The organism is Bradyrhizobium sp. NP1 (assembly GCF_030378205.1).
Taxonomy (GTDB): Bacteria; Pseudomonadota; Alphaproteobacteria; order Rhizobiales; family Xanthobacteraceae; genus Bradyrhizobium.
Genome location: NZ_CP127385.1, coordinates 4,699,695 through 4,726,177, shown reverse-complemented (window position 1 = coordinate 4,726,177; position 26,483 = coordinate 4,699,695). Strand labels below are relative to the sequence as shown.

The 26,483-nt window shown below is 57.1% G+C and carries 21 protein-coding genes; 14 read left to right on the top strand and 7 right to left on the bottom strand.

What is annotated here, in order from left to right; all coding sequences use genetic code 11:
• The first annotated feature begins 610 nt into the window (after positions 1–610).
• Positions 611–847, top strand: coding sequence for a hypothetical protein (locus QOU61_RS22840; RefSeq protein WP_289653455.1), 237 nt, complete (start codon positions 611–613; stop codon positions 845–847).
• Between the two features lie 596 nt (positions 848–1,443).
• Here the strand turns inward: QOU61_RS22840 and QOU61_RS22835 are convergent.
• The gene (locus QOU61_RS22835; protein ID WP_289653454.1) at positions 1,444–2,817 is read right to left on the bottom strand and encodes a helix-turn-helix domain-containing protein; all 1,374 of its coding nucleotides are present in this window, start codon (positions 2,815–2,817) and stop codon (positions 1,444–1,446) included.
• A gap of 498 nt (positions 2,818–3,315) precedes the next feature.
• Between QOU61_RS22835 and QOU61_RS22830 the strand changes: the two genes are divergently transcribed.
• Positions 3,316–4,053 carry a response regulator transcription factor gene (locus QOU61_RS22830; RefSeq protein WP_289661686.1) on the top strand — a complete coding sequence of 246 codons (738 nt, stop codon included), beginning with the start codon at positions 3,316–3,318 and terminating at the stop codon, positions 4,051–4,053.
• A 121-nt stretch (positions 4,054–4,174) separates the two neighbouring features.
• On the opposite strand, the gene QOU61_RS22825 is transcribed toward QOU61_RS22830, so the two are convergent.
• The 5 genes from QOU61_RS22825 to QOU61_RS22805 all read right to left on the bottom strand — a co-directional run bounded on the left by QOU61_RS22825 (position 4,175) and on the right by QOU61_RS22805 (position 8,754).
• Positions 4,175–4,876, bottom strand: coding sequence for an ABC transporter ATP-binding protein (locus QOU61_RS22825; protein ID WP_289653453.1), 702 nt, complete (start codon positions 4,874–4,876; stop codon positions 4,175–4,177).
• A complete protein-coding gene (locus QOU61_RS22820; RefSeq protein ID WP_289653452.1) occupies positions 4,869–5,603 on the bottom strand; it encodes an ABC transporter ATP-binding protein in 735 nt (244 codons plus the stop codon). Before QOU61_RS22820 ends, QOU61_RS22825 begins: the two co-directional genes overlap by 8 nt.
• Positions 5,590–6,591 (bottom strand): branched-chain amino acid ABC transporter permease, encoded by a 1,002-nt coding sequence (locus QOU61_RS22815; protein ID WP_502876807.1) that lies wholly within the window; start codon positions 6,589–6,591, stop codon positions 5,590–5,592. Before QOU61_RS22815 ends, QOU61_RS22820 begins: the two co-directional genes overlap by 14 nt.
• Before the next feature lie 66 nt (positions 6,592–6,657).
• The gene (locus QOU61_RS22810; RefSeq protein WP_289653451.1) at positions 6,658–7,893 is read right to left on the bottom strand and encodes a substrate-binding protein; all 1,236 of its coding nucleotides are present in this window, start codon (positions 7,891–7,893) and stop codon (positions 6,658–6,660) included.
• A 3-nt stretch (positions 7,894–7,896) separates the two neighbouring features.
• Complete coding sequence (locus tag QOU61_RS22805; protein WP_289653450.1) at positions 7,897–8,754, bottom strand: branched-chain amino acid ABC transporter permease; 858 nt, start codon at positions 8,752–8,754, stop codon at positions 7,897–7,899.
• A gap of 488 nt (positions 8,755–9,242) precedes the next feature.
• On the opposite strand from QOU61_RS22805, the gene QOU61_RS22800 reads away from it, so the two are divergent.
• From QOU61_RS22800 to QOU61_RS37225, 7 genes are all read left to right on the top strand, one after another.
• Entirely contained in the window at positions 9,243–14,741 is a 5,499-nt protein-coding gene (locus tag QOU61_RS22800; RefSeq protein ID WP_289661681.1) for a trifunctional serine/threonine-protein kinase/ATP-binding protein/sensor histidine kinase, read from the top strand.
• Between the two features lie 697 nt (positions 14,742–15,438).
• A complete protein-coding gene (locus QOU61_RS22795; protein WP_289653449.1) occupies positions 15,439–15,597 on the top strand; it encodes a hypothetical protein in 159 nt (52 codons plus the stop codon).
• Complete coding sequence (locus QOU61_RS22790; RefSeq protein WP_289653448.1) at positions 15,594–15,818, top strand: protein kinase domain-containing protein; 225 nt, start codon at positions 15,594–15,596, stop codon at positions 15,816–15,818. Before QOU61_RS22795 ends, QOU61_RS22790 begins: the two co-directional genes overlap by 4 nt.
• Entirely contained in the window at positions 15,736–16,173 is a 438-nt protein-coding gene (locus QOU61_RS22785) for an ABC transporter substrate-binding protein (protein ID WP_289653447.1), read from the top strand. The genes QOU61_RS22790 and QOU61_RS22785 overlap by 83 nt, the downstream gene beginning before the upstream one ends.
• A 389-nt stretch (positions 16,174–16,562) precedes the next feature.
• Entirely contained in the window at positions 16,563–17,480 is a 918-nt protein-coding gene (locus QOU61_RS22780; RefSeq protein WP_289653446.1) for a winged helix-turn-helix domain-containing protein, read from the top strand.
• A gap of 136 nt (positions 17,481–17,616) precedes the next feature.
• Positions 17,617–18,423 carry an SDR family NAD(P)-dependent oxidoreductase gene (locus tag QOU61_RS22775; protein ID WP_289653445.1) on the top strand — a complete coding sequence of 269 codons (807 nt, stop codon included), beginning with the start codon at positions 17,617–17,619 and terminating at the stop codon, positions 18,421–18,423.
• 60 nt (positions 18,424–18,483) lie between these two features.
• Positions 18,484–19,011, top strand: a complete 528-nt coding sequence (locus tag QOU61_RS37225) for an FUSC family protein (RefSeq protein ID WP_354142543.1) — start codon at positions 18,484–18,486, stop codon at positions 19,009–19,011.
• A 487-nt stretch (positions 19,012–19,498) separates the two neighbouring features.
• Here QOU61_RS37225 and QOU61_RS22770 read toward each other — a convergent pair whose 3' ends face one another.
• A complete protein-coding gene (locus QOU61_RS22770) occupies positions 19,499–20,281 on the bottom strand; it encodes a sensor histidine kinase (protein WP_289653444.1) in 783 nt (260 codons plus the stop codon).
• 408 nt (positions 20,282–20,689) lie between these two features.
• Here QOU61_RS22770 and QOU61_RS22765 point away from each other — a divergent pair, with 408 nt between their 5' ends.
• The 5 genes from QOU61_RS22765 (at position 20,690) to QOU61_RS22745 (ending at position 26,307) form a co-directional block, all read left to right on the top strand.
• On the top strand, positions 20,690–21,193 hold the full coding sequence (locus tag QOU61_RS22765; protein WP_289653443.1) for a YkgB family protein: 504 nt from the start codon (positions 20,690–20,692) through the stop codon (positions 21,191–21,193).
• A 376-nt stretch (positions 21,194–21,569) separates the two neighbouring features.
• Complete coding sequence (locus QOU61_RS22760) at positions 21,570–23,264, top strand: thiamine pyrophosphate-binding protein (RefSeq protein WP_289653442.1); 1,695 nt, start codon at positions 21,570–21,572, stop codon at positions 23,262–23,264.
• A gap of 14 nt (positions 23,265–23,278) precedes the next feature.
• Complete coding sequence (locus QOU61_RS22755) at positions 23,279–23,644, top strand: DUF3551 domain-containing protein (protein ID WP_289653441.1); 366 nt, start codon at positions 23,279–23,281, stop codon at positions 23,642–23,644.
• 75 nt (positions 23,645–23,719) lie between these two features.
• Positions 23,720–24,085 (top strand): hypothetical protein, encoded by a 366-nt coding sequence (locus QOU61_RS22750; protein WP_289653439.1) that lies wholly within the window; start codon positions 23,720–23,722, stop codon positions 24,083–24,085.
• Between the two features lie 590 nt (positions 24,086–24,675).
• A complete protein-coding gene (locus QOU61_RS22745) occupies positions 24,676–26,307 on the top strand; it encodes an NAD-dependent malic enzyme (protein WP_289653438.1) in 1,632 nt (543 codons plus the stop codon).
• Positions 26,308–26,483: the final 176 nt, after the last annotated feature.

Below are 26,483 nucleotides of genomic sequence, written 5' to 3'. Positions count from 1 at the left end.
TCGACGCATTTCTTAGAACACAGGGGAGTTCGCCAGGAATAGTACCGGATGAGACCAAACGGTCCGTCACAGACCGCGCAGCGCCTTGGCGCGCCATGCTGTGCAGTTTGGGAGTTTTTGAGCATTTCTTTCTCCTCCGATCTTGGTGTTGGTTCGCGTTGTCATTCCTTGTCTGTTGTCGCGCTTCGTTCACACCTGCGCTCGATCTGCTGGCCGAAATCGTTGACGTGGCGGGCTAGGCAATCGACCAAGTAGAACTGGCAGCGAGACTAGAACGATGGGTTGGATAGCTCTATTCGTACTTGGGTGCGCGGTGATAGCCGAGATGGTTGCAGGTACTAAACAAAGGTTTGCGTCGATTGCCCTTTGCTCGCAACCCGTTCTGGTGATTCTGGTGAGGGATAGACGGGTCCTTGCGCAATCAGCCATGACGTTCGTTTGAAACGTGGTGGCCGCGCAGGAGCTTTATGGCTCTTTGTCTGCTGCCTTGTGAGGAAGCTGCGTCTTTGAGAGTCAAATGAAACAACGCAATTTCAGCAAACAAACAGCATGACCGATCAAGACGTTTTGAGCGCCCGCGATATTCTGAGTGTTAGACAAGGAGAGCGAGATGATCATGTTTAGAATAATCGGAACGGTTGCCCTACTGATGGTCAGCGGTGAATTTCCTGCGTTGGCACAGGCGGCAGTGCAGGAGCCGGGCGCGTACGCATTTTACCACCCGAATGCTGATGTGTTGAATGCAGGCCGGCCATCGGTTCAATCGATCTATCCCATGAGTGCCTTTGCAAGTAGCGCGTTCTATCCGAGGCTAAGAACGCTTTCACGCCACCACCACCACAAGTAACTGTACCAGATCCCCGGCGCGGCCTACGACCTACGACCCCGCGGTTGAAAAAGAATCATTTTTCTGATGCCAGACGCGGCGAGAATTCCGCATCCAACGGTCGCACTTCGCGCCAACCTCCGGTCGGGTGTGGCGCGTTTACACATCGAAGCGCGTAGGCAGGTCTGTTAGAGTCGCTTGCGCTCTCAAGCGGGCAGATACATCAGCAGTGTGTTACGCGTTGGCGCGTAATGCCGCTTCCTCCTCCTCAGATTTGCGTTGTGAGACGCGCGTTCAACGCCGATCACCGTTCTGGCTTCCTGATGCGTTCCGAAATCGGCCGCTTATCAGTCATGCGGCGACGTGTTGTCGGAGACTGCTGGAATGGGAAAACTGAGTTATCAGAAAAAATCGAAGCGCATCAGCTAGGGGATCGGAGTGCAGGAGTCAGCGTGACGGCATGTGCTCGAAGTTCTAGATGGGGTTTTCGTGGATGAGTTGATGATATGGATGATCGCGCCTTTAGGCGTCCATAGACTGCGACAGGTGCTGTGCTCGAGCTAGGGTGGGCTTCTTTGATGGTTCTTCGAGGAGTGCGCGAATAAGGGATCGGTCGTCTATCCTTGCGACCAGCGAAACTCTCGAGGGGTCGTGCCTAGCATGTGACGGAAATGACGCGCTAGATGACCTTGATCGAAAAACCCCACAGCGAACGCAATTTGCGCTAGCGGGAGATCCGTCCGAACCAACATTTCCTGCGCGCGTTCGATTCGCTTTTGCGTGAGGTAGACATGCGGCGTTAGCCCGGCGGACTGCTTAAATTGTCGCGCAAAATGATGCACTGAAAGTCCAGCGACTCCGGCCAGCATCGACAAATCGATATTTTCGCCTAAATGCACTTCCACGTATTCCCGTACCCGGCGCATCGCACTAGGCGACAATCCGCCGTGCGCTTGCGGTGTTGGGGGCGGCCTCGAGATATCAATCGAGCCTAGGCGCGGGCGCGTGTGCAGGTTGCAGTTCGTTGGATTACTCGAGCCACTCGTGGGGTGATCGGGTGGGGTCACAAGCACGGGCCTACTGTCATTGCTGCCAACGATGAGCAATCGCGCAGAGATATCGGGTCGGTCTTGGCGCCGGAAGAGGTCCACATTTCGCTCGAAGATCGACCACAAGCTGATACCCGTCCGGAGCCCGCGGTCATCGAGCAGAAGGGACGTGCGCGCGACGCGGTTTGCGCCGATGATGCGTTGGTTGCCGTCAATCGCCAGCAGCATGCCCTGAGCGCCTCCCTCCAGCGGCGCTACCGCAACGATCCACTCTCGACGGAACTGCTCACGAAAAAATCGCTCTTCTATCACGCGCGCCGATCGTACTGTGAGTGCGCCAGTCAGAGCGTGCGCTCGCTCGGAGAGTTCGGGATCGATGGCAGAGACGTCCAGGACTGCCATCAGTCGCCCATCGACCCCGAATACGGGCGCGCCGGAGCAGCTTAAATTAATGTGTCTGGACCTAAAATGCTGACTTCTGTGAACAGTTACAGGCCGCTCTTCGACGATGCAGGTACCGATGCCGTTCGTGCCCTCCACCTCCTCGGACCACACCCCGCCGAGCCAAGTTCCCCAATATTCGAACTGGCTTGCCCGTGCATCTTCGCCACGATGGGCGACTGCTACGCCCGAGCTATCGCAGAACAAGACGGCATATCCGGCTTCGCAAACCACCTTGTATAATTGATCTATCTCCTCTTGGGCGGTGAAGATGAGTTTATCCAGCGGTTCGCGAAAATGTTTCAACTCAGCAGGCGTGAGGATGCTTGGCGCCTTGCTATCGACTGGATCGAGGCCGTATTTTTTTGCTGATCTTTGCCAGGAGCTCGATACCGCTTCTATTCCCGGGGGAGGCGTCGCCCCCTCGGCGACCGAACAAACGTGTTCAGCGTGCCCCGCAATAGTTATGACCGAGCTTGCAGGCCGCTCTGAGAGTCCCATCACCGCACCTGGTTCACGATGGACGCGCTCTTAGTGACGGCGCGCCGTCCAGTCTTCCTGCCGTGGCGAAACGCGTCGTCGCGGAGAACGGTGCCGCAGCTCCTCAAGGTACCGCGGACACCCAAAAGGGCATTGTTGAAGCGGTATCAAGGGTATACCACGCCGAGTACCCCCGCAATCGCTCCGAAGGGAGGGAACCCAGGGAGCTGTTCTCGCCAGGTGCGGGCAAACTGCCGATCCCGACGCAGCCGTTCCTCCCGGACGAGGATAATTGAGGCCGCCCCTATTCCCGTCAGCCCGCAACAGGCCGAAATTCCACCTAAAAAAGCAAGGTCCTCCGGGCCGGATCAAATTCCTCCGAGACGGGGCTGTTCATTCTTGGGATGCTCACTCCGTTGGACAAAGCGTTCGGCTTAGCAACATGGTCGTGGTACAATGACAATGAATTACTTCAGTCGAAAACTCGAAGTTTCACTGGGTCAAACGGAAGTTCGCGCAATGAAAAAAAGCGCGCCTGCTGGCTCCGCCGTCCCAACTACGGACGACTCAACTGTAATTGTGATCGACGATGATCCGCTCGCTCGCGGCGCACTCAGCAGCCTATTTCGTTCGGTCGGACTAAGCGTAAGAACGTTCGCATCCGCAACGGAACTGCTGGAACATCCATTTCCTGCCGTCCCAAGCTGCTTGGTCCTAGATGTCAGACTACCTCGGCTGAGCGGGTTTGATTTGCAAACAGAACTCAGTCGTTTAGGGGTCAACATACCCATCATCTTCATCACCGGTCATGGGGATATTCCCATGTCGGTCAAGGCAATGAAGGCCGGCGCAGTCGACTTCCTAACAAAGCCGTTTCGCGATCAGGAGATGCTTGATGCAGTAACCAGGGCTCTTGAACGCGATCTAAAACGTCGTAGGGAAGAGCAGTCCAATCTGGATATCCGAGCCCGGTTTGAAACGCTGAGCCCTCGCGAGCGTCAAATTATGGCGCTAGTGACAGCCGGTCTTATGAACAAGGAGGTGGCTCACAGAATTGGCATAAGCGAAATGACCGTGAAAATTCACCGTGGTCACATGATGCGAAAGATGGGCATGAAATCACTGGCCGATCTGGTGCTCATTGCTGAGAATCTCGGCATTCGGGGACAAGAAAAAATTGGAATGCCAACGCCCAGGTCTAGAATAACCGATCCACAGCACTCTGTCCCGGCCGGGAGTAAGCCGGCGGCTCGATAGTGAAACGAACGGTTGGCAGAGCTTCCGCTCATATCGATCGTAGACGACGATTTGTTTCGCTCGGCTGTAGAGAAGCTCGTGAAATCACTTGCGCTGCCAGCCTCGACGTCGCCTTACCCGCCTAGGGTGCGAGAAGCTGCAGAAGCCTTGAATCTTTGCGCACAGCAGCCGACTTGCCCTCAAGAGCGACCCGACCTCGATCGAGCACGTAAGCGTAGTCGGCTACGCCGAGCGCAAGCTCAAGATGCTGCTCGACAATAACGAGGGCGATGTTTTTGACAAGGTCCCGCAAGCAATCGGCGATCTCCTCCACAACGCCAATCCACACCCCCTCAGTCGGCTCATCGAGCAGCAGGAGCTTGGGACCCGACAAGACGGCACGGCCGATCGCCAGCATTTTGCGCTCACCACCAGAAAGCGTTCCTGCCGTCTGATCGAGCCGTCGACCGAGCTTTGGGAACCATGCGAGCACCTGATCGATCGCTGACCGGTCTCGCTTCGTGAGTGCGCCCACCTCAAGGTTCTCACGTACACTCAGCCGGTTAAAGACGGAATACTCCTGCGGCACGTAGCCCAGGCCCGCATGAATTCGACGTTCGGTCGGCAGTTGCGTGATGTCCTGAAGGTTCAACGTGATGCTACCGCTGCTAGGCCCGAGCTCGCCGACAATTGTCTTCAGCAGTGTCGATTTGCCAGCGCCGTTTCGACCAAGCACCGCCACGCCGCCATGTCTTGGCGCCGCGAGAGTTACATCGAACAGCACCTGACTAAGCCCGTATGAGACGCAAAGCTCGCTAACTTGGAGAAACGCCAACTCAGACACGAATAAGATATACCTCCTGCACTCTCCGGCTGTTCTGTATGTGTTTGACCGTGCCAGTGTCGATCACCTTTCCCTGGTCGAGGACAGTGATAACGTCGCAAATATTGCGAATAAAGTCGAGGTCGTGCTCGACGATCACCAGCGAGCAGTGCCGCCTGATTGGCATCAGCAACTCGCCCGTGATGCGTCGCTCTTCGAGACTCATCCCAGCAGTTGGTTCGTCGAGCAAGAGTAGCTGCGGCTTGCACGCGACGGACATGGCGATTTCGAGCCATTGCTGATGACCGTGCGATAGTGCGGCTGCTCGTTCCCAGCACCATTCAGTTAAGTGGAACTGTTGGAGCAGGTGCATAACTCGTTGATAGAGTGCTCTGCGCGTACGTGAGAAGATCAAGCTAACGGTTGAGCTTCGGGCCTGTAGCGCGAGGAGTACGTTGTCGTACACTGTAAGCGCCGGGAGCACACTGGTGATTTGGAATTTGAGGCTGAGGCCGGCGCGTGCTCGCTCCGCAGGTGTGGTCGTGGTGATCTCGCGGCCAACGAAGTGGATCGTTCCTTCGGTCGGGAATTCGGCGCCAGCCACGCATTTCATCAGCGTGCTCTTGCCGGAGCCGTTGGGACCGATGAGACCGTGAAATTCATTTTCGCCGACGGTTAGGTCGACGCCACCTAGCGCCACAAATCGTCCAAAAAGCTTGGTGAGCCCACGCACTTCAAGTAGTGCCATCATCAACTCCCACATCGGAATGGCGACGGGGCGGAAGAGGGCAACCGAAGCTGCCTACCCGTTCACGGTCGGACACCACGAGCCCGATCAGCCCGGTCGGCGAGAATACGACGACGAGAAGCAGCAGCAACCCGAGGATAATGTGCCAGATTTTGGGAAAGCTGTCGGCTAGCCAGAACCCTGCGATCTCGATTGCCATGACGCCGATAACGGGGCCGATCAGCGTACCGGCGCCACCCAAAAGAGCGGAGAGTACGATTTGCGTCGATAGCACCACACCCAGGATGTTGGGCCACACGAAGCCCTCGTGGAAGGTGTAGAGGCCGCCGGCGAGTCCGGCGATACCACCCGCCAGAGAGAACCCGATTAGCTTTAGCTCCGGCGTGTTGTAGCCGAAGAAGGCGATGCGCGTCTCGTGCTCTCGCGCGCCAGCGAGCGCGAGTCCGAACTGTGAACGCACAACGAAGCGACAAGCGAGATAGACAATCGCAAGAACGCTAAAGGCGAGATAGTAGTAGTAGCGCCCTTCGACAAATTCATAGCCACCCAAGGTCATCGGCGGGATGGAAGGAATGCCATTTTGCCCGCCGATGTAATACCAGCCCCGCGCGAGCCGCTCCGCCACATAAGAGCCGCTGAGGGTACCCAACGCGACGAAGATCTTTGTCGGCGGATTGCGCCCGAGCAGCAGAAGCGCGCCTAAGCCAAACGACGAAATCAGGCCGATGGCAAGCGCAGCTGGCAAGACGATAAAAATCGATGCAATTTCGAGGTCGCGAGCCACAAGGGCAACGCCGTATCCCGCCGCGCCGAAGAAGAGTGCCTGCCCGAAGCTCAAGATGCCGGAATATCCCCATGCAAGATCGAAGCTAAGCGCTAGCAGCGCAAGGATGAAAACGCGCGTAACGAAGACCGTGAGATAGTCCCCGAGGACAATTGGAGCCGCCGCAAACACGACGAAAAGCACAATCTCTAGTACAGGAATCACTTGCCTCCGGAGATTGCCACCTGAGGCGGTGATGCTCGACGACGCTGGTGTGTTCTTGGCCAGCCTTCAGCACTCCCTCGGATCGACGAGACCCTCGCTGCGCGCGACAATCTCGAAATCTGCATTCTTGGCAACGGCTATATACATGTTCATCTTGCAGTGACGCCTACCCGGCACCATTTGCGCAGGTCCGCCAGGTCCCTCGTAGATCTTCGCATGGTCAAGCGCTGCGGCGACATTCTCGCGCTCGAGATTGCCCGCCTCCTTCACGGCCAATTCCCACAATTTCAGGCCGCGATACATGCCGGTCGCCGCGCTACCGGCTGCAAAAAGGATTTTGCCGGGGAATTCTTCATCATACTCCGCCTGAATTCTTGCACTGGCCGGATCCTCAGATGTCACCGCGCGGAAATAGTCGAGGCAACTAGCCAGCCCTTCGATTTCGTGGGGTGCATTGAGGTTGAACGCGTTCTCGTCGAAAAAGACGCAAGCGAGGCGGCCGCCGCGTTTTCCGAAGCCGGCTTGGTAGAGCTGTTTGAAGAAAGGTCCTACGCCAGGCGCGATTATGGTGTTGAATACCACTTCGACGCTATTGGTCATGATCTTATTGACCGTAGCGCCGTATTCGATTTGGTCGAGCGGATAATACTCCTCGAAGATCACCTCACCGCCGTTGTTTTCAATGATCTTGCGGGCATATTCATTGAGGACATGCGGCCACACATAATTTGCGGACGGGAGCGCAAAGCGTTTGCCGCCGTTCTTGATCAGCCAGGGGATGAATTGGTCGCATTGCTGCGCGGGGGTCGGTCCAGTGCAAAAGATGTAGGGCGTGCATTCCTTGCCCTCGTATTGCTCTGGATAAATATAGAGCCTCTTCCCGTGTGTGACGATAACGTCCTTGATGGCATTACGCATCGAACTGGTGATGCCACCCAGCACGACGTCAACCTTGTCGCGCTGGATGAGTCTCCGAACATTGGCGACGGCGACCGATTCGTCGGAGGCTGTGTCTACGATGAGGAGTTCAATCGGGCGACCCAGAATACCGCCGGCACTGTTGATGTCCTTGACCACCATTTTGGCGACGTTGGCATTAGCTGTGCCTTCATACGCTATGGCGCCAGTGAGATCGGTTGCGATACCGACCTTGATCGGTGCCGCCGCATACACCCAGCTAGGCCGAATGGCCCAGCTGCTGATGCCGGTCGCGAGCGCTCCGCTCATCCAGGCGGTACTCTGCAGAAACCGCCGCCGGTCCATCAAGGAAGGGATACTGCTGACCTTAATTTGCTTTCGCATGGTTCACCTTCTCCTTTCCGCTATCAGTCCTCCCGGCTTAAGTTTGACGAAAACAATAGCGATGACGAGGATTAGGACGTCGGCCAGCACGGGCGCTACTGCCCAGGGTAGCGCCGCGCTCAGCGCGCCGACTACAGCGGCGCCGGCAACCGATCCTTCGAACGTGCCGACGCCTCCCAACATGATCGCGAAGAAGCCCTCAATGAGAAAGCGGATGCCGAGATCGGCGAAAAGCGAGAACATGGGAACTACCAGTGCGCCAGCGAGGCCGGCGAGAGCCGTCCCGTAAGTAAAAATAACGGCATAGAGGACGTTGGTCGAGATGCCGGAGGCGCGGGCGAGAGACGGATTCTCGAGTGCCGCGCGCACGCGTAGCCCAAAGGAAGTCCGTGTTAGCAGTAGGTAGGTGGCGATCGTCACCACGGCGGTGATAACGATGATGGCGCACCGCCAACGCGAGAGTTGGACGTTTCCGACAGTTAGCGAGCCGGCGATCGGCTCCGGCACCGAGATATAAAGACCGCCGATGAGGCTGCGCACGCCCTCCCGAATGACAAGGCCAAGCGCGTAGGTCCCAAGCATGGCGGCAACTGGAGCGGCATAGAAGCGTCGGATAACAAGGCGCTCGAGAACAAAGCCGATCGCCGCCACCACAAGGGGGGCCGCGAGCATGCCGAGCCAAACCGGCAGCCCGAAGCTGTAAACTAGATATGTGGTGTAGGCGCCGAGCAGTACAAACTCGCCATGGGCGAAGTTGAAGATGCCCATCATTCCGGCGATGATGCCGAGGCCCAGCACCACGAGGACAAGGACGGCCCCGAATGTCATAACTTCGAAGGTGGCGTTCAGCGCGCTTTCCATGCCTCCGGCACCTGTCGGGAAATTGGAGACGAGCCTGGGAACCTAACGTAATGACTCGCCCCAAGTGTTCCTACTTGCCAACCGCGGTGATCGCGCTTCAGGTATACAGACGAACCCGCTGATGCGCGAGCGCACCGTTCAGTCTGAAAGGGGAAAGAATTGGACGCTAGTGCGCGGCTAAATTGGGGCGATCGACATGGAGGTCCGCAGTTTTTGACAGCCCGGGTTTTTGGACGGGACGCCGAAGAGGTCGGATGAATTAGCCGGGCAGAAATTCGATGGGTTTGGCGCCTAGTGGGCTGCAATATTATGATACCGTCGTGGCTTGCTCACCCACAACGGACCGCCAAAACTAGAAGGAATTTCAGGGGCTCACCCGACCTCTCTGGGAAGGGCTAAAACCGCGAGGTCCTGATATTGAGGCCTTGATATTAGCGACAGCACCGTGCAACCGCGTTTCCATGTTTCGTAAGGACGTGTGGCTTGGCATGGACCCATCCTCTTGGTTCATCGAGAATCGTGATATTGGCTCCGAGGTGTTGTGGGAGGACGCCGAACGCCTCCTCTGCAGAAGATGGCGTACGTGTGCCAATGGCGATCGGCAATCTGTCCTGGTAGTGCTTCCGGTCACGGAGCACCCGACGCCCAACAGCCTCAATCGTCTCACGCATGAATATGAAATCAAGGACGACTTGGACGATGCATGGGCGGCTCGACCGTTGGGGCTTGTGCGCGAGCGTGGGCGAACCATACTCGTGCTCAAAGACCCGCAGGGCGAGCCGCTTGACCGCCTTATCGCTCCGCGCGTGGAAACTAGAACATTCCTGCGCCTCGCAGTTGCCTTGTCGGCCGCGCTAGGTCACTTGCATCATTGTGGTCTCATTCACAAGGACATCAAGCCGACCAATGTCCTCGTCGATTGCACGACCGGTCAAGCTTGGCTGACCGGCTTTGGCATCGCTTCGCGTCTTCCGCGCGAACGCCAGTCGGCCGATGCGCCCGAGTTCATCGCCGGAACTCTCGCTTACATGGCGCCGGAGCAGACAGGGCGGATGAATCGCTCGATCGATTCCCGGAGTGATCTCTATTCACTCGGAATCACGCTCTACCAAATGCTGACTGGCAGTCTTCCGTTCATGGCCTCCGATCCGATGGAATGGGTTCACTGCCATATCGCGAGAAAACCGACGCCGCCAAGCAACCGGTTGGAGAATGTTCCGGCTCCTGTCTCCGCAATCATCATGAAGCTACTCGCCAAGACGGCTGAGGAACGCTACCAGACAGCGGTCGGGGTCGAGAATGATCTGCGACGCTGCCTTGTCCAATGGGAAAGCCAGTGCCGCATCGACGAATTTCCGCTTGGCGAGCATGACTCCTCCGACCGGCTAGTGATTCCCGAGAAATTGTATGGACGAGCATCCGAAACCGAGATTCTGCTTGCCGCCTTCGACCGCGTCGTAGCGAGTGGCAGGCCGGAATTGGTGCTCGTCTCTGGTCATTCCGGGATCGGCAAGTCCTCCGTCGTCAATGAGCTGCACAAGGTGCTCGTTTCGCCGCGAGCCCTTTTTGCCTCGGGCAAGTTCGACCGGTATAAGCGTGACATCCCGTATGCCACGTTGGCACAAGCGCTTCAGGGCCTTGTCCGCCCCCTCCTGAGCAGAAGCGAACCCGAGCTGCGCATCTGGCGCGACTCCTTTCAAGAGGCGCTTGGTCCGAACGCATTGCTCATCGTAGATCTTGTCCCTGAATTGAAGCTTATCGTAGGAGAACAGCCGCCGCTCCCTATTCTTCCGCCATTGGATGCACAGCGCCGCTTCCAGTTGGTCCTCCGGCGATTCATCAGCGTCTTCGCGCGACCGGAGCATCCGCTTGCTCTCTTCCTCGACGACTTGCAATGGCTCGACGCGGCAACGCTCGATTTATTCGAGGACCTGCTGACTCAGCCGGATGTGCGGCACCTGATGTTGATTGGCGCCTATCGCGACAACGACGTCGATTCCACACATCCACTGACGCGCAAGCTAGAAAAGATTCGAAAAGCTGGAGCGACCGCGCAGGAGATCGTCCTCGTGCCGCTGGTCCTTGAGGACCTGGAATACCTGATTGGAGATTCTCTTCGCTGCGATCCAGAGCGTGCAGCTCCGTTAGCACAGTTGGTTCACGCAAAAACTGATGGCAATCCATTTTTTACTATTCAGTTTATTTCTTCGCTTGCCGAAGAGGGGCTGCTCAACTTCGATTATAGCGCTTCGCGATGGACCTGGGACTTGGCTCGGATTCGCGCCAAGGGTTACACCGATAATGTGGTGGACCTTATGGTAGAAAAATTGAGCCGGCTGCCGGTCGAAACTCAGCACGCCGTGAGGCAACTTGCCTGTCTTGGCAACAGTGCAGAGTTCGCCACGCTGAGGATGGTGTATCAGGACCCCGACGAGGAAATTCACGCCAAGCTTTGGGAAGCAGTCAGAGCGGGCCTCATCTTCCGCTCGGAGATTTCCTACAAATTCCTGCATGATCGCGTTCAGGAAGCAGCATACTCCCTAGTCTCAGAACGGTCGCGCGCGGAAGCTCACCTTCGAATAGGGAGGCTGCTGCTGATGCATACTCCTCCAGAGCAGAGAAAGGACGCAATCTTCGATATTGTCAATCAGTTCAACCGCGGCACGACAATGATCACTTCGCGAGAAGAACGCGAGGATGTGGCTGAGCTCAACCTGATCGCAGGCAAGCGCGCTCAGGCATCCACGGCCTACGCCTCGGCGCTTGGATATCTCATCGCCGGCCAAGCACTGTTGGGCGACGACGCCTGGGAGCGAAGACGAGAGCTCACTTTCACGTTGGAATTGCATCGAGCTGAATGCGAGCTTCTATCTGGCCAGTTGGCGGCAGCAGCGGGTCGCCTGACGATGCTTTCATCGCGCGCCGCAAGCACGATCGAGCTAGCGATCATCACGTGTCTGCAGGTTGATCTCTATACGATACTTGATCAGAGCGGGCGCGCAGTTGCGGTCTGTCTTAACTATCTGCGACATGTAGGAGTCGAATGGTCGCCGCATCCAACATACGAGCACGTGCGACAAGAATACGATCGGATCTGGTCGCTGCTCGGAAGGCGCGCGATCGATGCCCTTACCGAACTCCCTTTAATGACCGACGCTGTCTCCCTATCGACGATGGATGTTCTGACAAAAGTAATGTCGGCGGCGTATTTTACCGACGAAAATCTATCTTCGCTTGTCATTTGCCATATGGTCAATCTCAGCCTCGAGCACGGCAATAGCGACGGATCAGGGTTCGCATATGTATGGCTTGCCGTCATTTCTGGACCGCGGTTTGGCAACTACCAGGATGGCTTCCGTTTCGGTCGATTAGGCTATGAGCTTGTCGAAAAACATGGGCTGAAGCGATTTCAGGCTCGAACCTATATGTGTTTCGGAAACATGGTCATACCGTGGGCGAAACATGTCCAGGCCGGTCGCGATTTGGTGCGTCGCGCATTCGATATCGCACACGAAACCGGTGACCTTACTTTCGCGGCCTATAGCTGTAACCACCTCGTCACAAATCTTTTGGCGGCGGGAGATCGGCTCGCAGAGGTGCAATATGAAGCCGAGAAGGGTCTGGAGTTCGCGCGGAAGCTTGGCTTCGGTCTCATAGTCGATGACATCACAGCCCAGCTCAGACTAATCCTAAGCCTCCGTGGGTTGACAGCGAAATTCGGCTTTTTCGACGATGAGAAATTCGATGAGCTTCAATATGAACAACATCTTTCAAGCGGTCTGGTTGTGGCGGAAGCTGAGTGCTGGTATTCGATCCGAAAGCTGCAAGCCCGCTTCTTTGCCGGGGATTATGCCTCAGCCGTCGATGCCTCATTGACGGCGAAACGGCTGCTTTGGACATCGCCGTCACAATTCGAAACGGCAGAATTTCACTTTTATAGCGCGCTTGCGTACGCAGCATCTTGGGATTCTGCATCTCTCGACCTGAGACAGCAGCATTTTGAAGCTCTAGCAACTCACAACAGGCAGCTCCAAGTCTGGGCAGAAAATTGCCCAGAGAATTTCGAAAATCGCGCCGCGCTGGCTGCCGCCGAAATTGCCCGCATCAACGGTCGCGAGGTGGACGCGATGCGTTTGTACGAGCAGGCCATCCGCTCGGCGCACGCAAACGGATTTGTGCACAATGAAGCGCTCGCCAACGAGCTCGCCGCGCGCTTCTACAAGGCACGTGGCTTCGATAAGATCGCAGACACGTATTTGCGGGACGCCCGCGACTGCTATCTGCAATGGGGGGCCGATGGCAAGGTACGTCAACTCGACGGGCTATATCCGCACCTCAGAGATAGGAAGCCGCAACCCGATCCGACGAGCACGATCCTTACACCCGCCGAGCAACTGGATCTTGGTGCTGTAATAAAGCTCTCACAAGCCATATCGGGCGAGATCGTCTTGGAGAAGCTAATCGACACGCTCATGCGTGCAGCAATTGAGCACGCGGGCGCTGAGCGAGGTCTCTTGATCCTTGCGCGAGGTGATGAGTATCGAACGGTGGCGGAAGCGACGGCGGACAGCGATACGGTGGCAGTCGATCCACGGCAAACAAGCGTGACCGCTGCGGACCTTCCAGAATCGGTCCTTCACTATGTTGCCCGAACAAAGGACAGCATTCTATTGCACGATGCGTCAAGCGAGAAACAGTTTTTATCCGACGAGTACATTCGTCGGCATCACGCGCGTTCAATTCTCTGCCTGCCGCTGCTCAAGGAAGCCAGACTGGTTGGATCGCTCTACCTCGAGAACAATTTGGCTCCGCATGTCTTCACGCCAGACCGGATCGTCATCCTCAAACTGCTGGCGTCGCAGGCGGCGATTTCATTGGAGAACATCCGTCTCTATGATGATCTGCAAGAGCGTGAGGCGAGGATAAGACGGCTGGTCGACTCGAACATCATCGGCATCGTCATATGGAATTTGGACGGTCGGATCATCGATGCTAACGACGCCTTTCTCCGTATTGTGGGATACGACAGAGAGGATCTCAAGGCTGGCCATCTGAGTTGGATGGAATTGACGCCTCCGGAATGGCGTGATCGCACCACACGCGCCTTGGTAGACGCAAGCGTTAAAGGGGCCGTCCAACCCGAAGAGAAAGAGTACTTCCGCAAGGATGGTAGCCGCGTGCCGGTGCTGGTCGGCCGCGCGGTGTTCGAGGGAAGGCCGAATGAGGGCGTCGGCTTCGTACTTGATCTGACTGAGCTCAAGCGGGCGGAAGCTGCGGCGCGCGAAATGCAAATGGAGCTCGCGCACGCGAATCGCGTCGCAACGATGGGACAATTATCAGCTTCGATTGCGCACGAGATCAATCAGCCGATCGGGGCGGCGGTCACCTATGCCGATGCCGCTTTACGGTGGCTCGGCGCCAATCCGCCAAACCTCCAGGAGGTCCGGGAGGCGCTCGGTCTCATCCTGGAGAGCGGCGTTCGCGCCGGTGAAGTCATGGACCGGATCCGCGCGCTCGTCAGAAAGGCTCCCCCGCAGAAGGCTAGCTTGGAGATCAACGAAGTGATCCTGGAGGTTATCGCGTTGACCAGCCGGGAAATGGAGAAGAACGGCGTTTCGGTTCAAGCTCAGCTTGCGGAGAACCTGCCGGCGATTCAGGGGGATCGCGTCCGACTGCAACAAGTAATTCTCAATTTGCTCATCAACGCCATCGAGGCGATGAGCGGAATGAGCGGGGGACCGAGGGAATTACTGATCAGCACCGCAAAGACCGACTCTGGGGTTGTCGTTTCGGTGCGGGATTCAGGTCCGGGGTTGATGCCTGAGGGGGTCGAACGGTTGTTTGAGGCCTTTTACACCACCAAACCAGACGGCTTGGGGATGGGCTTATCGATCTGCCGTTCGATTATTGAGGCGCATGGCGGACGCTTGTGGGCGTGCGCCAATGAACCGCGGGGGGCCGTATTTCAATTCACGTTGACGGCGTAGCAGACGCATACGGCCCGCGAAAGAGAAGCGAAAACGATGGTTAGAATCCGGGAGGAAATTGTGTACACACCATCACCGATGAACTGCCCACATCCACGACGTTGTAATCTGAAAGGCCGTAGCGGACGCGCGGTCCAAAGCTTCAAGTCTGGTCGAAGCTAACCCGAGCGCGGCCATGCACACCGAAAGGTCGCTCGATACGTTGGCCCGTTTCAGCCCTGCAGCTCGGCCACAAGCTTACGGGGTCGCCTTCCGAGTATGGCCAGTGAGAGGAGGCAAGAAGCCCATCCTGCCAAATTTACCTAGCTCTACTGGAAAGCATTCCTTCGAAGCGAGCGAGAACATGTCTGCGTAGAACCCGGTGTCCCGTTCAGCCGATTGCTGGACAAGGGGTGAAATTGTCAAAGCGCACCGTACGTGGCAAGTTAGCTCGGATTAATCTCGGACCGGCCAGTCGGGTGCGCGGGATCGCAGGGCCTTGATTGGCGGAGTGATGGAGTCGACAGTGAGTCCATCTACTCGGTTTGATACCGATAGGAATAGCAACTTCCAGGTCGTGTGGGAGGACGGGGATTGTGTCTTCTCCCGAGGATGGCGCCTGGACGCCGACGGAAACCGCAGCACCGGGCCAGCGGTCTCGCCCGCAGCCGAGCATCCGCGTCCAGCCATCCTTGATCGCCTCATTCACGAATATGGGTTGAAGGACGATTTGGACGGAACATGGGCGGCCCGACCGCTGGAGCTCATCCGCGAAGGCGATCGGGCCACATTGCTGCTCGAGGATTCCGGCGGCGAGCCGCTCGACCTGCGCGTGGCCAATCCGATGGAGGTGGGACGCTTTTTGCACCTCGCTTGATCAGCACCGCTGTAGCGTTGGGCAAGCTCCACGAGCGCGGCCTCGTCCACAAGGACATCAAGCCCGTCAATCTCTTGGTGAACTACGACACCAGATCGGTCAAACTTACAGGCTTCGGCATTGCGTCACGCCTTCCACGTGAGCGACAAGCGCCCGCGCCGCCCGAGTTCATCGCGGGCACACTCGCCTATATGGCGCCAGTTCTACTGGAATCTGAATGATGAGACGAGCGGGCGGTCTGCCAAATTCGCGAATAGGATGGGACGTCCTCTGACTTGGGATCAGGCGCTCGTGTACAGCGCTGTCAATCACTATCTCAAGGCCGTTAAGGCGGCCGGCACGCGCGATCCGGATACTATCATGGCCAAAATGCGCGACCTTCCCATCGAAGATCCAATGACCAACAAAGGCAAACTCCGGATCGACGGCAGAGTGGTGCGGGACAACTACCTATTCGAAGTCAAGACGCCGAGCGAATCTTCATCCGATTGGGATCTTTATAAGCTCGTCCGCGCGATCCCTGGAGAGGAAGTGACGAGACCCCTCTCTAAGGGAGGCTGCCCGCTGGTTCGCTAGTGAGAGCCGCGCGGGGTCGTATTTCAATTCACGTTACCGGCGTAGCAGACGCATACGGTCCGCGAAAGAAACACGGCATTTTGGCGAAAACTATCGCAGGAACCATAAAGACGACCAAACGACACGTCGCTATGCTCCAAGTTCTCAGACGAGGAGCGCGAGATACGACGGTCAGAATCCTTGGAGAGGACGCGCGTGCGATGATCAGCGGTAAAGTGCCGATGTCCGCGCGGGTTGTGATCCAAACGTTGTAGCGGACGCTATCGAAACCTGCGGATCTGTTCGAAGCTAAGCCAAGATGGAAGCGTGCCATGCTCCTAGAGCTCGACACAAGGGGTCGCACACGTATGCCAGTTAGATTCCAGCGCTTTGAGGCTGGGACTTCGCCGATGGAAGAGCGCGCATCTGAGCCCATTCCTGAGATCGACGGTTTGCGCGTCAACAACGTGTTTGCCTTTGGCCCATTCAAACTCTCCGTAGCTGAGCGGTTATTGAAGAGGGGGGAGGAAGCACTTCCGATTGGCGGTCGTGCGCTCGATCTTTTGACCGTCTTGGTAGAGCGCGCCGGCGAAGTTATCAGCCAAAAGGAGCTCATCGCGCGGGCTTGGCCAGACGTCGTTGTGGAAAAAGCAAATCTCCGTGTGCATATCGCTAGTCTTCGCAAAGTGCTCCGCGATGGTCTGGACGGCGCCCGGTACATTTCTAACGTCGCGGGCCGAGGCTATTGCTTCGTGGCCGCCGTGGCGCGTCCCCCGCTGGAGCAAGCTCCCCTGCAAGCCAGTCAAGCCGTCGGCACCGGTCTGAAAGATGAGATCGCAGCAGCACGTGGACAAGCAGACGTTGGTATCGAATTGCTACGAACCGCACTTGGAGCCTTGCATTCCGAACACCACAATATCCTCCTGACTGTATTTGCGGGCGCCCTGACGCAGGGGCTATTGAAAGCGGGCCAGTTCGGCGAAGCTCTATTGACCGTTAACGGAGCGATAGGCCAGGCGACGAGCTTAGGAGCGACCTTTCACATAGCCGAACTGCTGCGCCTAAAAGCTGAGGTGCTCGCGGCCGCGCCACAAAAGGACGTTGCGGCTGCTCTGGATTGCCTTAGGCAGTCGCTAAGGTTTGCGCGAGATCAATCTGCTCTTGCTTACGAGCTGCGCTCGGCCACAACACTCGCGCGGTTGCTTTCCGAGGGAGGCCAGCGGGAAGAGGCAAGGAGCATCTTGGCACCCGTTTACGACCGCTTTGCGGAAGAATTTGAGACACCGGATCTTCGAGATGCAAGAGCTCTTCTGGCGTCTTTGGCCTAGCTGAAAGACTGTCAGCCATAGAGGCTTAGCTGTTCGATCAGGAGTAGGGTATGCTCGCTAGAACGAGCTTAGGGCCATAACCCTGTTGCAAATGGCGAAGTCGACAGCCGAGCGCCTTGAGCAGAAGGATTGAGCAATGCATTTGAAGGGGAAGCGCGTTGTGATCACTGGCGGCTCCAGCGGCATCGGCTTGGCGCTAGCGCGGGCAATGTTGGCGCGCGGAGCGCGCGTGGCAATTGTGGGTCGGCGACAAGTGGAGCTAGACCGGGCTGTTGCTGAGCTCAAGGTGCTCGGCGCGAGCATAGGAGCGATTGCGGCGGATGTCACCAGAGGTCCGGATCGACAGAAGATTCTGGCTTATGCGAAGGCAGAATTCGACGGCATGGACATCCTCGTGAACAATGCTGGCGCGGTGCGGGCCGGACGGATCGAGACTATCTCCGAAGGCGAGATTCGGGCCATGGTCGAGGTCAATCTGCTGGCGCCAATCCTGTTGACGCGAGAGGCACTACCATACTTGCGCGTGAGTGGCCATGGGCTGATTGTCAACGTGACATCTGCGGCTGCGCTGACCGGCGTGCCTTTCTATGGGAGCTATGCAGCCACGAAAGCCGGGCTTGCCCGCTTCGGTGAGGCGCTGCGCCGTGAGCTCAAGGGCGAGGGCGTGCACGTATTGACGGTCTATCCGATCGCCACTGAAACTCCGATGATGGCAACTTCTAAGGCGGGGGTGGATCTTGGTTTCGCACGCGAGTCCGCGGTCGATGTCTCCGCTGCGATCGTGGAGGGAATAGAGGCCAACGCCCTCGAAGTCGCGCGAGGTGGCGATGCGAGGGCTAAGCTGATCGGCCTCAATCGTGAAAATCCACTTGCGCTTGACGAGAGTTTCTTCGGCATAAAGGCCGAGCTGGAAGCGGCTACCCGCGACCACAAGGCTCTCTGATCCTGAAGACAAGTCGTTGAGTAGGATAGCTTGGCTTCCAGCGCCGAAAAAGGTGATGGTATGATTGTTCGGGCAAGGCTCTCGTCTTGGAAGCTCGTCTATTCGCTAAATATGGGAATCGTGTGCGCGATCTCCTATTGGACCATGACCTACGCGTTAGCCTCAATGGTCCGCATGGATTCTGATCTATTAGGAGGCATGTGGTCGGCGGTGGCTACCCTCTTTGTGTTTCGGGGCTCGCGGGACGACAGTTTGTCGGCAGGAGCGAGCCGGTTGGTAGCTACGGGCGTGAGCTTCGCACTGTGCTTGCCCTATCTTTGGGTTTTCCCATTCACCGTACCAGGCCTAGCTGCGCTAATTGGGATCGGCACATTGGCAATGATGCTTTTGGGGCGACAAGACGACATTGTCACTACGGGAATAACCACCGTGGTCGTCATGGTTGTTGCTGCGATTAGTCCCACAGATGCCTGGCAGCAACCAGTCCTGCGTCTGGCTGATACCGTGGTTGGAGTCGGAATCGGGGTTGGAGGCAAATGGGTGGCTTCATATTTGTATTTCCGAACAGTCGGGAGAAGATCGCAATGAGGGGCTGCCGCGCCCATTCCTACGCGAAATGAGGCAGTCTTTGATCGACAGTGGGGATTGGTTGTCCACTCGGCAATCATGTCGCCCGATAATCTCTCAAAGGTGCCCCTCGATTCGCTTAGCGGAAGGGCCGGGTACTGGAGCGACGCCCAATTAGGCTGCTCAGGAGCATGAGCTCCTCCTAATTGTCCAAGCCGCCGAAAAGGGCGCGCTGAAAATCGTCAGCCCACTGGAGGCCAAGTATTGACAAGCCATCATTACCTGTCCCCGCAAACGGTACAGTTGCACTAAGGTAGCATTTGCGATCGCAGTACAGCGTCTTAGAGGACAGATCTCGGAGATAGCTCCTTGCTATCGAAGTCGAACAATGCGCGCATGTAGACGGTGCGCGGGGCGCCCTGTCATTCACGAACACAAACTTCATGGCTGCGCTCCGAACATTGTTTCCCCGAAGCGACTCAGCTTGACGCGGTTGCACTGCTGCTTTCTAGGCTCTTGGTGCGAAGATCGAGAATCGGGTCCCTTGCGACGGCTCTGAGTTGATATCGACGCGATACCCTAATATGCCGACGGCCTGGCGCACGATGAAGAGGCCGACGCCCAAACCATCGCGTCGCGCCGGATCCAGCCTAGTGAAAGCCTCGAAAACTCTAGGCATTTGGTCCGCGGTCATGCCGATTCCAGTGTCATAGACATCGATACGAATGCTCTCGCCGACGTGACGGCAACCCAGGAGAATGCGTCCACCGGGTTCTGTGTATCTGATAGCGTTGCTAACCAAGTTGCGCAGGACGGTGCTGAGAAGCAGCGCGTTGCCGTGTATCGTGGCGGTGGTTTGGACGGTCCGAATGCTGACTCCTTTGCGTAGGGCGCCAATCTCTTGCTCGTGACGAGCTTGTCGAAGCAGGGGCCCAACTGGAACCGGCGTCAACTTCACTCCCTCCGCATGCTCGCGGAACCGGATAGCGGCCAGTAACTGATCAAGCTGGTCCTTCAGCCGATCGATAGCACTCTGGCCGGCCCGCAGCAGACGCAACTCGGACGCCGTTCGAACGCCAAGACCGAGGAAATCGTGAGCGCCTTGGATCACTTGAAGTGGCTGCCGGAGATCGTGTCCCGCTATTGCCAGTAACAAGGACTCGAACTCCGAAGGCTCTTGCGGAGCCGCCTTGGCCGTCATGCTCCAAGTGATGGGCCTCTTTGCCGTCGGCGCTGTACCAAAAATCTCGCGGGGTTCCGCTATCTTGACCAGTCCTTCTGTCTCGCGCATGGCGCTCCTCAAGCGGAATTGCATTGTTGCCTTCCGATTGGGGACAAGCATCCAGCAAACTCCCAACAGAAGCGAGCTCAGTGTTGTGAGATGGTGTTAATCGTCGTTACTGAATTGCACCTGCAGGGCAATGCGTAGAGTCCTTGATATCGATCCATACAAATCTCCTCCTGACGACTTCCCCGAACCGTCGTGGAGTGGTTTGTCCTGAAGAGTTCGAGACGGTCGATCTTCGAGCAGCACGCGGCTGTGGCTCCCCGACAATTAACACTTTCTTACAACGTTGAACTCGTGCACCGATGAGGATTGCGTGAGACTCTCTACCACCCGAATTTCTTGGACGTATCTCACAAGCACACACCCAATCGACTTCCGGCATCGCTCGGTTGCCGCGTAGAGGAGTAAGCAATGAACGCGCTTATGGACACCACACTTAATCCGTTTGTCGGAAAGCTACGTAGGTCGATCCTGCTCACGTCAGATCTCGATTACCACGCTATCCGCGTCTCGATGGTAATCATATTTCTTCTCTTCGGTTACCAGAAGTGGTGGGCGTACGAGGCGGAGCGGCTTGTTCCCTTCATCAGCAACGGTCCGCTGATCTCTTGGCTGTACGTCGTGTTCAGCCACCAGGGTGCGAGCTGGTTACTCGGCGTGTCGGAATGGACATTCGGCGCGCTGTTGCTTGCAGGATTCTGGGACAAGCGGCTCGGCATCCTCGGTGCCCTCGGTTCGACCGCGACCTTCGTCGGAACGGTTACGATCATTCCGTTCATGCCGGACGGCTGGGATCCCGCAGCCGGTTTTCCGGCTATGACTGGCAATGTCCCGTTCTTGATGAAGGACACCGTGCTGCTTGCCGTCTCACTCTATCTCTTGAAGCAGGATCTCGTTCGCGTCGCGGAGCAGTGAAGCGTTTGCCTTCCCGCAACTTGTCACTTTGCTCCCATCGGGCGGCCCTCTTCTTGAGGTCGTTCGCAATCAAAGAGAACTCATGCAACAACACTAACGACATGCTCGGTTATCGCGGTTACCAAACAAAAGGTGTGCTTTGCTCGCTTGGCAGAGGGCGACGCGATGATTGACGCAAAACACCCTAAACTACGTCAGTCCCGAAACAGCAAGATTTGCGTTTTCGCGTTAGCAGATCGAGCTAAGGCGCTTAGGAATGGCTCTCTACCTTAGACAAGTGAGTGACGCTTGCGCGCCCGGCCAAAGGCCAAGCAGAAAGTCCTGTCGGTCGAACGTGCGTCGCGATAGAGACAATTTGAAATTGGAGGAGACGTAGATGTCACAGACAGTAGCCGGTACTTTGGTCGACGTGCTCGAAAAGGTTGGTGTCAGGCAGATATTTGGACTAATTGGCGATTCGCTTAATCCGATCGCCGACGCCGTTCGTCACAGCGAAATTGAATGGATCGGCGTCCGCCATGAGGAAGGAGCTGCGCTCGCGGCCGCGGGGCAGGCAAAGCTCACGGGTCGGCTCGGCGTTTGTTGCGGCACAACCGGACCTGGCAGCACGCATCTCGTCGCCGGCCTCTACGAAGCAAATCGCGACCATGCGCCGGTTCTTGCGCTCTCCGGAGAGATGCCGCGCCAGAAGCAGGGCACTGACTATTTTCAGGCGACAGAGTCAAACCTGCTATTCCGTGATGTCTCGCTCTATACCGAAACGATTTCATCGCCCGCACAGGCGCCGGCCGTTATCCATCAGGCCATCGCCGCCGCCTATGCTGGCCGCGGCGTCGCACATTTGACTCTCCCACAAGATGTCATTGGCGCGACGTCCGAAGGCAGCGTTACGAGCGTTACAACGCTCAAGCAGCGACCCGAAATATCCGCCGGCGAAGCAGATATTGCCGAGATGGCTCGTCGCATCGACGAAGCTGACCGTATCGTCATCATGTGCGGTGCTGGATGTAATGGCGCAGCGGAAGAATTACGTGCGCTTTCCGATCGCCTCAAGGCACCGCTGATCCATTCCTTCAAAGGCAAGGACATTATGTCTTACAACGACCCGCGGTGGATGGGTGGCATCGGCATGATCGGGACGAAACCGGTCTATCAAGCCGCCATGCGCTGCGATTTGTTTTTGATGCTCGGCACAGACTATCCGTATTCCGAATTCTTGCCCCGCAAGGGAGCCGTCATCCAGGTTGACGATCGGGCGCGTGTGCTCGGCCGCCGCACCCCGACTGCGCTCGGTGTCAATGGGTCTGTGCGACCGACGATCAGATCACTGCTCAGTCGGGTAAAGCCGAAGAGCGACAGCGAATTCTTCGATTTCATCACAGATCGGCGCAAGGCCTGGGACGAGATGCTAGACAAACAATCCGATCTTGCGCGCAGCAAGAACCTTGTTCACCCGCAGGCTGTGGCGCGTGCGGTGAGTGACCTCGCCGCGCGCAATGCCGTGTTCGTCATCGACACCGGGCTCAATACGCTCTGGTCCGGTAACTGGATCCGCCAGAGTGGCGAGCAGCGGATCATCGGCTCGTTCAACAATGGCGCCGTTGGCACCGCGCTTGGTCAGGCTAACGGCATTCAGGCGCTCGACCGTTCGCGCCAAGTCATCGCACTCTGCGGCGACGGCGGTTTCAACATGCTGATGTGCGAATTCCTCACTGCCGTGCATCATAAGCTGCCGGTGAAGTGCTTCGTCTATAACAATTCGGCTTTCGGACTGATCACGCTTGAGGCCGAAGCGATCGGGGTGCCGGCCTGGAAACACGGGATCGACTTCCCCAATCCGGACTATGTGGCGCTAGCGCGGGCCTGCGGCGGGGTAGGCTTCAAGGCCGAAAGGCCCGCCGAGTTGCGTGATGTTATCGATAAAGCGCTCAAGGCCGATTGCCCGGCCGTTATCGACTGTGTGGTTGCGGCTAACGAATTGCCTAACTTCCCGCATGTTGAGCTGGAACAGGCCGGCAATTACGCCAAAGCAAAGATCAAGGAAACGATACTTGCAGTTACCGGCGGGTGAGGGAGCGAATTCGGATGGACGAAAATCGCACCGAGCCGCTGAAAAAAGTCAGATGCACCATGGCCGCGCAGTCGAGACAGTCTCACGCGGGGAGAACAATGCGTACGTTCCTATTTGCGCCGCTGACGTCCGCGGTCGCTTTCGCGGTCGACAACCAGATCGCGGCTCGCGACTATCCGTTTTGTATCCAACGCGACGAGTGTGGTGGCGGGCGCGGCGACTGTAGTTTCACGAGCTACCAGCAATGCCAAGCCACCGCATCTGGCCGTTTGGCGTATTGCCGAATCAATTCTGCTTCAGGAATAGCGACGCCTCAATCAGGTACACCGATCGGGGATGGTGAGATGGATGAGCACATCCTCGATCTGTGGCGGCATTAAGCGGTTTGGCTGGATGAGTACGGTGACACCAGACTGGGGTCAGTCGTAGAGAGTCTCGACACAAGGATCGTCGTCATGTCTTCAATCTCGATCATGAAACAGTCGGCCATCAATGGTGTACTCGTGGCGGCTGGCGTTGCTCTCCTCGGTTCGCTTGCGCCGGTTTTTGCCGCTGAGAAGCACGAAAACGTCGATGTCTTCCCTGATCTCCAGGTCAGTGCCAGCGCAGAGAATGAGAAGAACGACGTCGCGATACCCGTCTCGGCCCGAAACCGCGCGTTGGATCTGACATCGCAATTGCCGTGGCGGGCGCCGATCGGCCATCGCCAACCTCGAAAGGCCGATGTGCCTTCAACCGAGGTCCTCTCAACGTGGGAGCGTCAAGAACGACGACTGGACGCAGAACTGGATGGTAAATTGATCATCTGTCGGAGATGCTGAACGAGAAGAGGCCTATTGACATGTGGGTCGCCGCCATTCGAGCAAAGTGAGCGATCGCGTCGGTCGACGTCCTTGGTAAGGATACCGAATAGTCGACGACGTCCCCTCGTTGACGGGCAGAACTGAATCTCGGTCGCCAGTTGTGTATGTGTTGGTGGCGGTGGCGTCGGCTATCGACCATACACATGCCGCAGACATTGCTCCAACGCCACAATGTCCGAGGCGCTCGAACCGCCACTTTGGGATCTGCAGGACCGGGATCGGGTGCCTCGCACACGGCCTCTCAGCATCGACGATTAACGCCATCTTACAACTTTAAACTCGCTCGGCTGGGAGGATTACGCAATGATCCTCTACGCGTTCTGAATGGGCGCAATTTCAGAGAGCACGCGCGTGTGAGACTGAAGGGCATATCGAAGCGACCGCAAGCAATGAAACCTGGTAAAGGCTCGAGCAGCGAGTTGTCACCTGGGCCTGATGGTCAGGCAAACCATAAAGTCCATCGCAAACTCATGCTGGGCTGAGCATCACCCGACGGCGCGTCTCAAGGGAAGCGACGTCACCTCTCATTGAACGACTAGGAGCTGTTCATGACCTTGAATATTGGTAGCAAAGGTTATGCATTGTTGCGCAACCCACACACCAACAAGGGAACGGCCTTCTCCGATGAAGAACGGCGAAGTCTTGGTGTTGAAGGTTTGCTGCCGCCGGTACCCACGTCGCTCGACCACCAGATGGCCCGGATACACACGCAGCTTGCTATGTTGGACAATGATCTACAGAAGTATTTGTTCTTGTCAGACTTGCAGGCGCGAAATGAGACTCTTTACTACGCGGTCTTGATGTCCGATCCCGCCGGGTTTATGCCGCTTGTCTACACGCCGACCGTTGGCGAGGCCTCCCAGAAGTTCGACCATATCTTCCATGCCGCCCGTGGAGTTTACGTGCCGATTTCGGCCAGGGGCCGCGTCAAGCAATTGCTTTCCAATTGGCCAGAGAAGGACGTACGGTTCATTGTGGTGACCGATGGCGAACGGATACTCGGCCTTGGCGATCTCGGCGTCGGCGGCATGGGTATTCCAGTCGGAAAGCTTGCGCTCTATACCGCTTGCGCAGGTGTCCCGCCGGAATTTTGTCTCCCAATCACGATCGACGTTGGAACGAATAATGCAGCTCTGCTCGAAGATCCGCTCTATCTCGGCCTACGCCAATCGCGCGTGCGCGGCGAACCGTACTACGCCTTTATCGATGAATTCGTCGAAGCGGTACAAGAGCTCTTCCCGAAAAGCTGCATCCAGTGGGAAGATTTCGCCAACACCAACGCTGTCCCAATCTTGGCGAAGTATCGCGACAGAATCTGCACCTACAATGACGACATCCAGGGCACGGCCTCGGTGGCCTTGGCCGGCATTTACGCGGCGTTGCGGATCAGCCGCCAAAAGCTCGCCGATCAAAGATTCCTCTTTCTCGGTGCCGGTTCTGCCGCAACCGGCATAGCCGAGTTGATCTCGCAGGCGATGGCTAAGGAAGGGCTCGCCCTGCAGGAGGCGAGAACCCGGAACAATTTGTTCGACATCAACGGCTTGTTGACGTCATCGAGAAAGCTTTTGGACTTTCAGAAGCCGTTCGCGATCGAGCACGCGCCGATAGGCAGCTTTGCCGAAGCGATCAAAGCACTGAGACCGACCGGCATTATTGGCGTAAGCACAGTCCCGAAACTGTTCAACCAGAAAGTCATCGAGGCCATTTCCGAGATCAACGAGCGGCCGATCATCTTCCCGTACTCCAACCCGACGTCTAGGTCGGAATGCACGGCGGAGGAAGCGTACACTTGGTCGAAGGGTCGCGCGATCTTTGCGAGCGGCAGTCCGTTTCCTCCATTGACCGTCGGCGGCCAGCACTTCGCGCCAGGCCAGGGCAACAACGTCTACATCTTCCCCGCCATGGGAATGGCAGTCTATGCGACCGAAGCCAAGCGGGTGACGGACGAGATGTTCATCGTCGCCGCCAACGCTGTTGCCGAGCAAGTCGACCAAGACAGTCTCGACGTCGGCCTGATCTATCCGCCGCAGAACAAGATATTGACGGCTTCGCTGCACGTTGCGGCACGGATCGCGGAATACATATTCGATCATGGACTCGCCCGAATTGCCCGCCCGAAAGATGTCAGCCGCCTAATAGCCGACAAGGCTTACGTCCCCGCTTACAGTCGCATCGATTAGCGCGTATGCCCGGAAGCATGACTTGATGGGTACGTCGATCGAACGTCGAGAGAGCCGAACGCTGTCGGGAATTGATCGGAGTTAGGGAACCCTGCGGGTCGGCTAGCGTGGTTCGCAAGAGCGTCACCAGCAAAGAGCAGTACGAACCTATTCATTTGCGCTCGAGTGAATGGCCA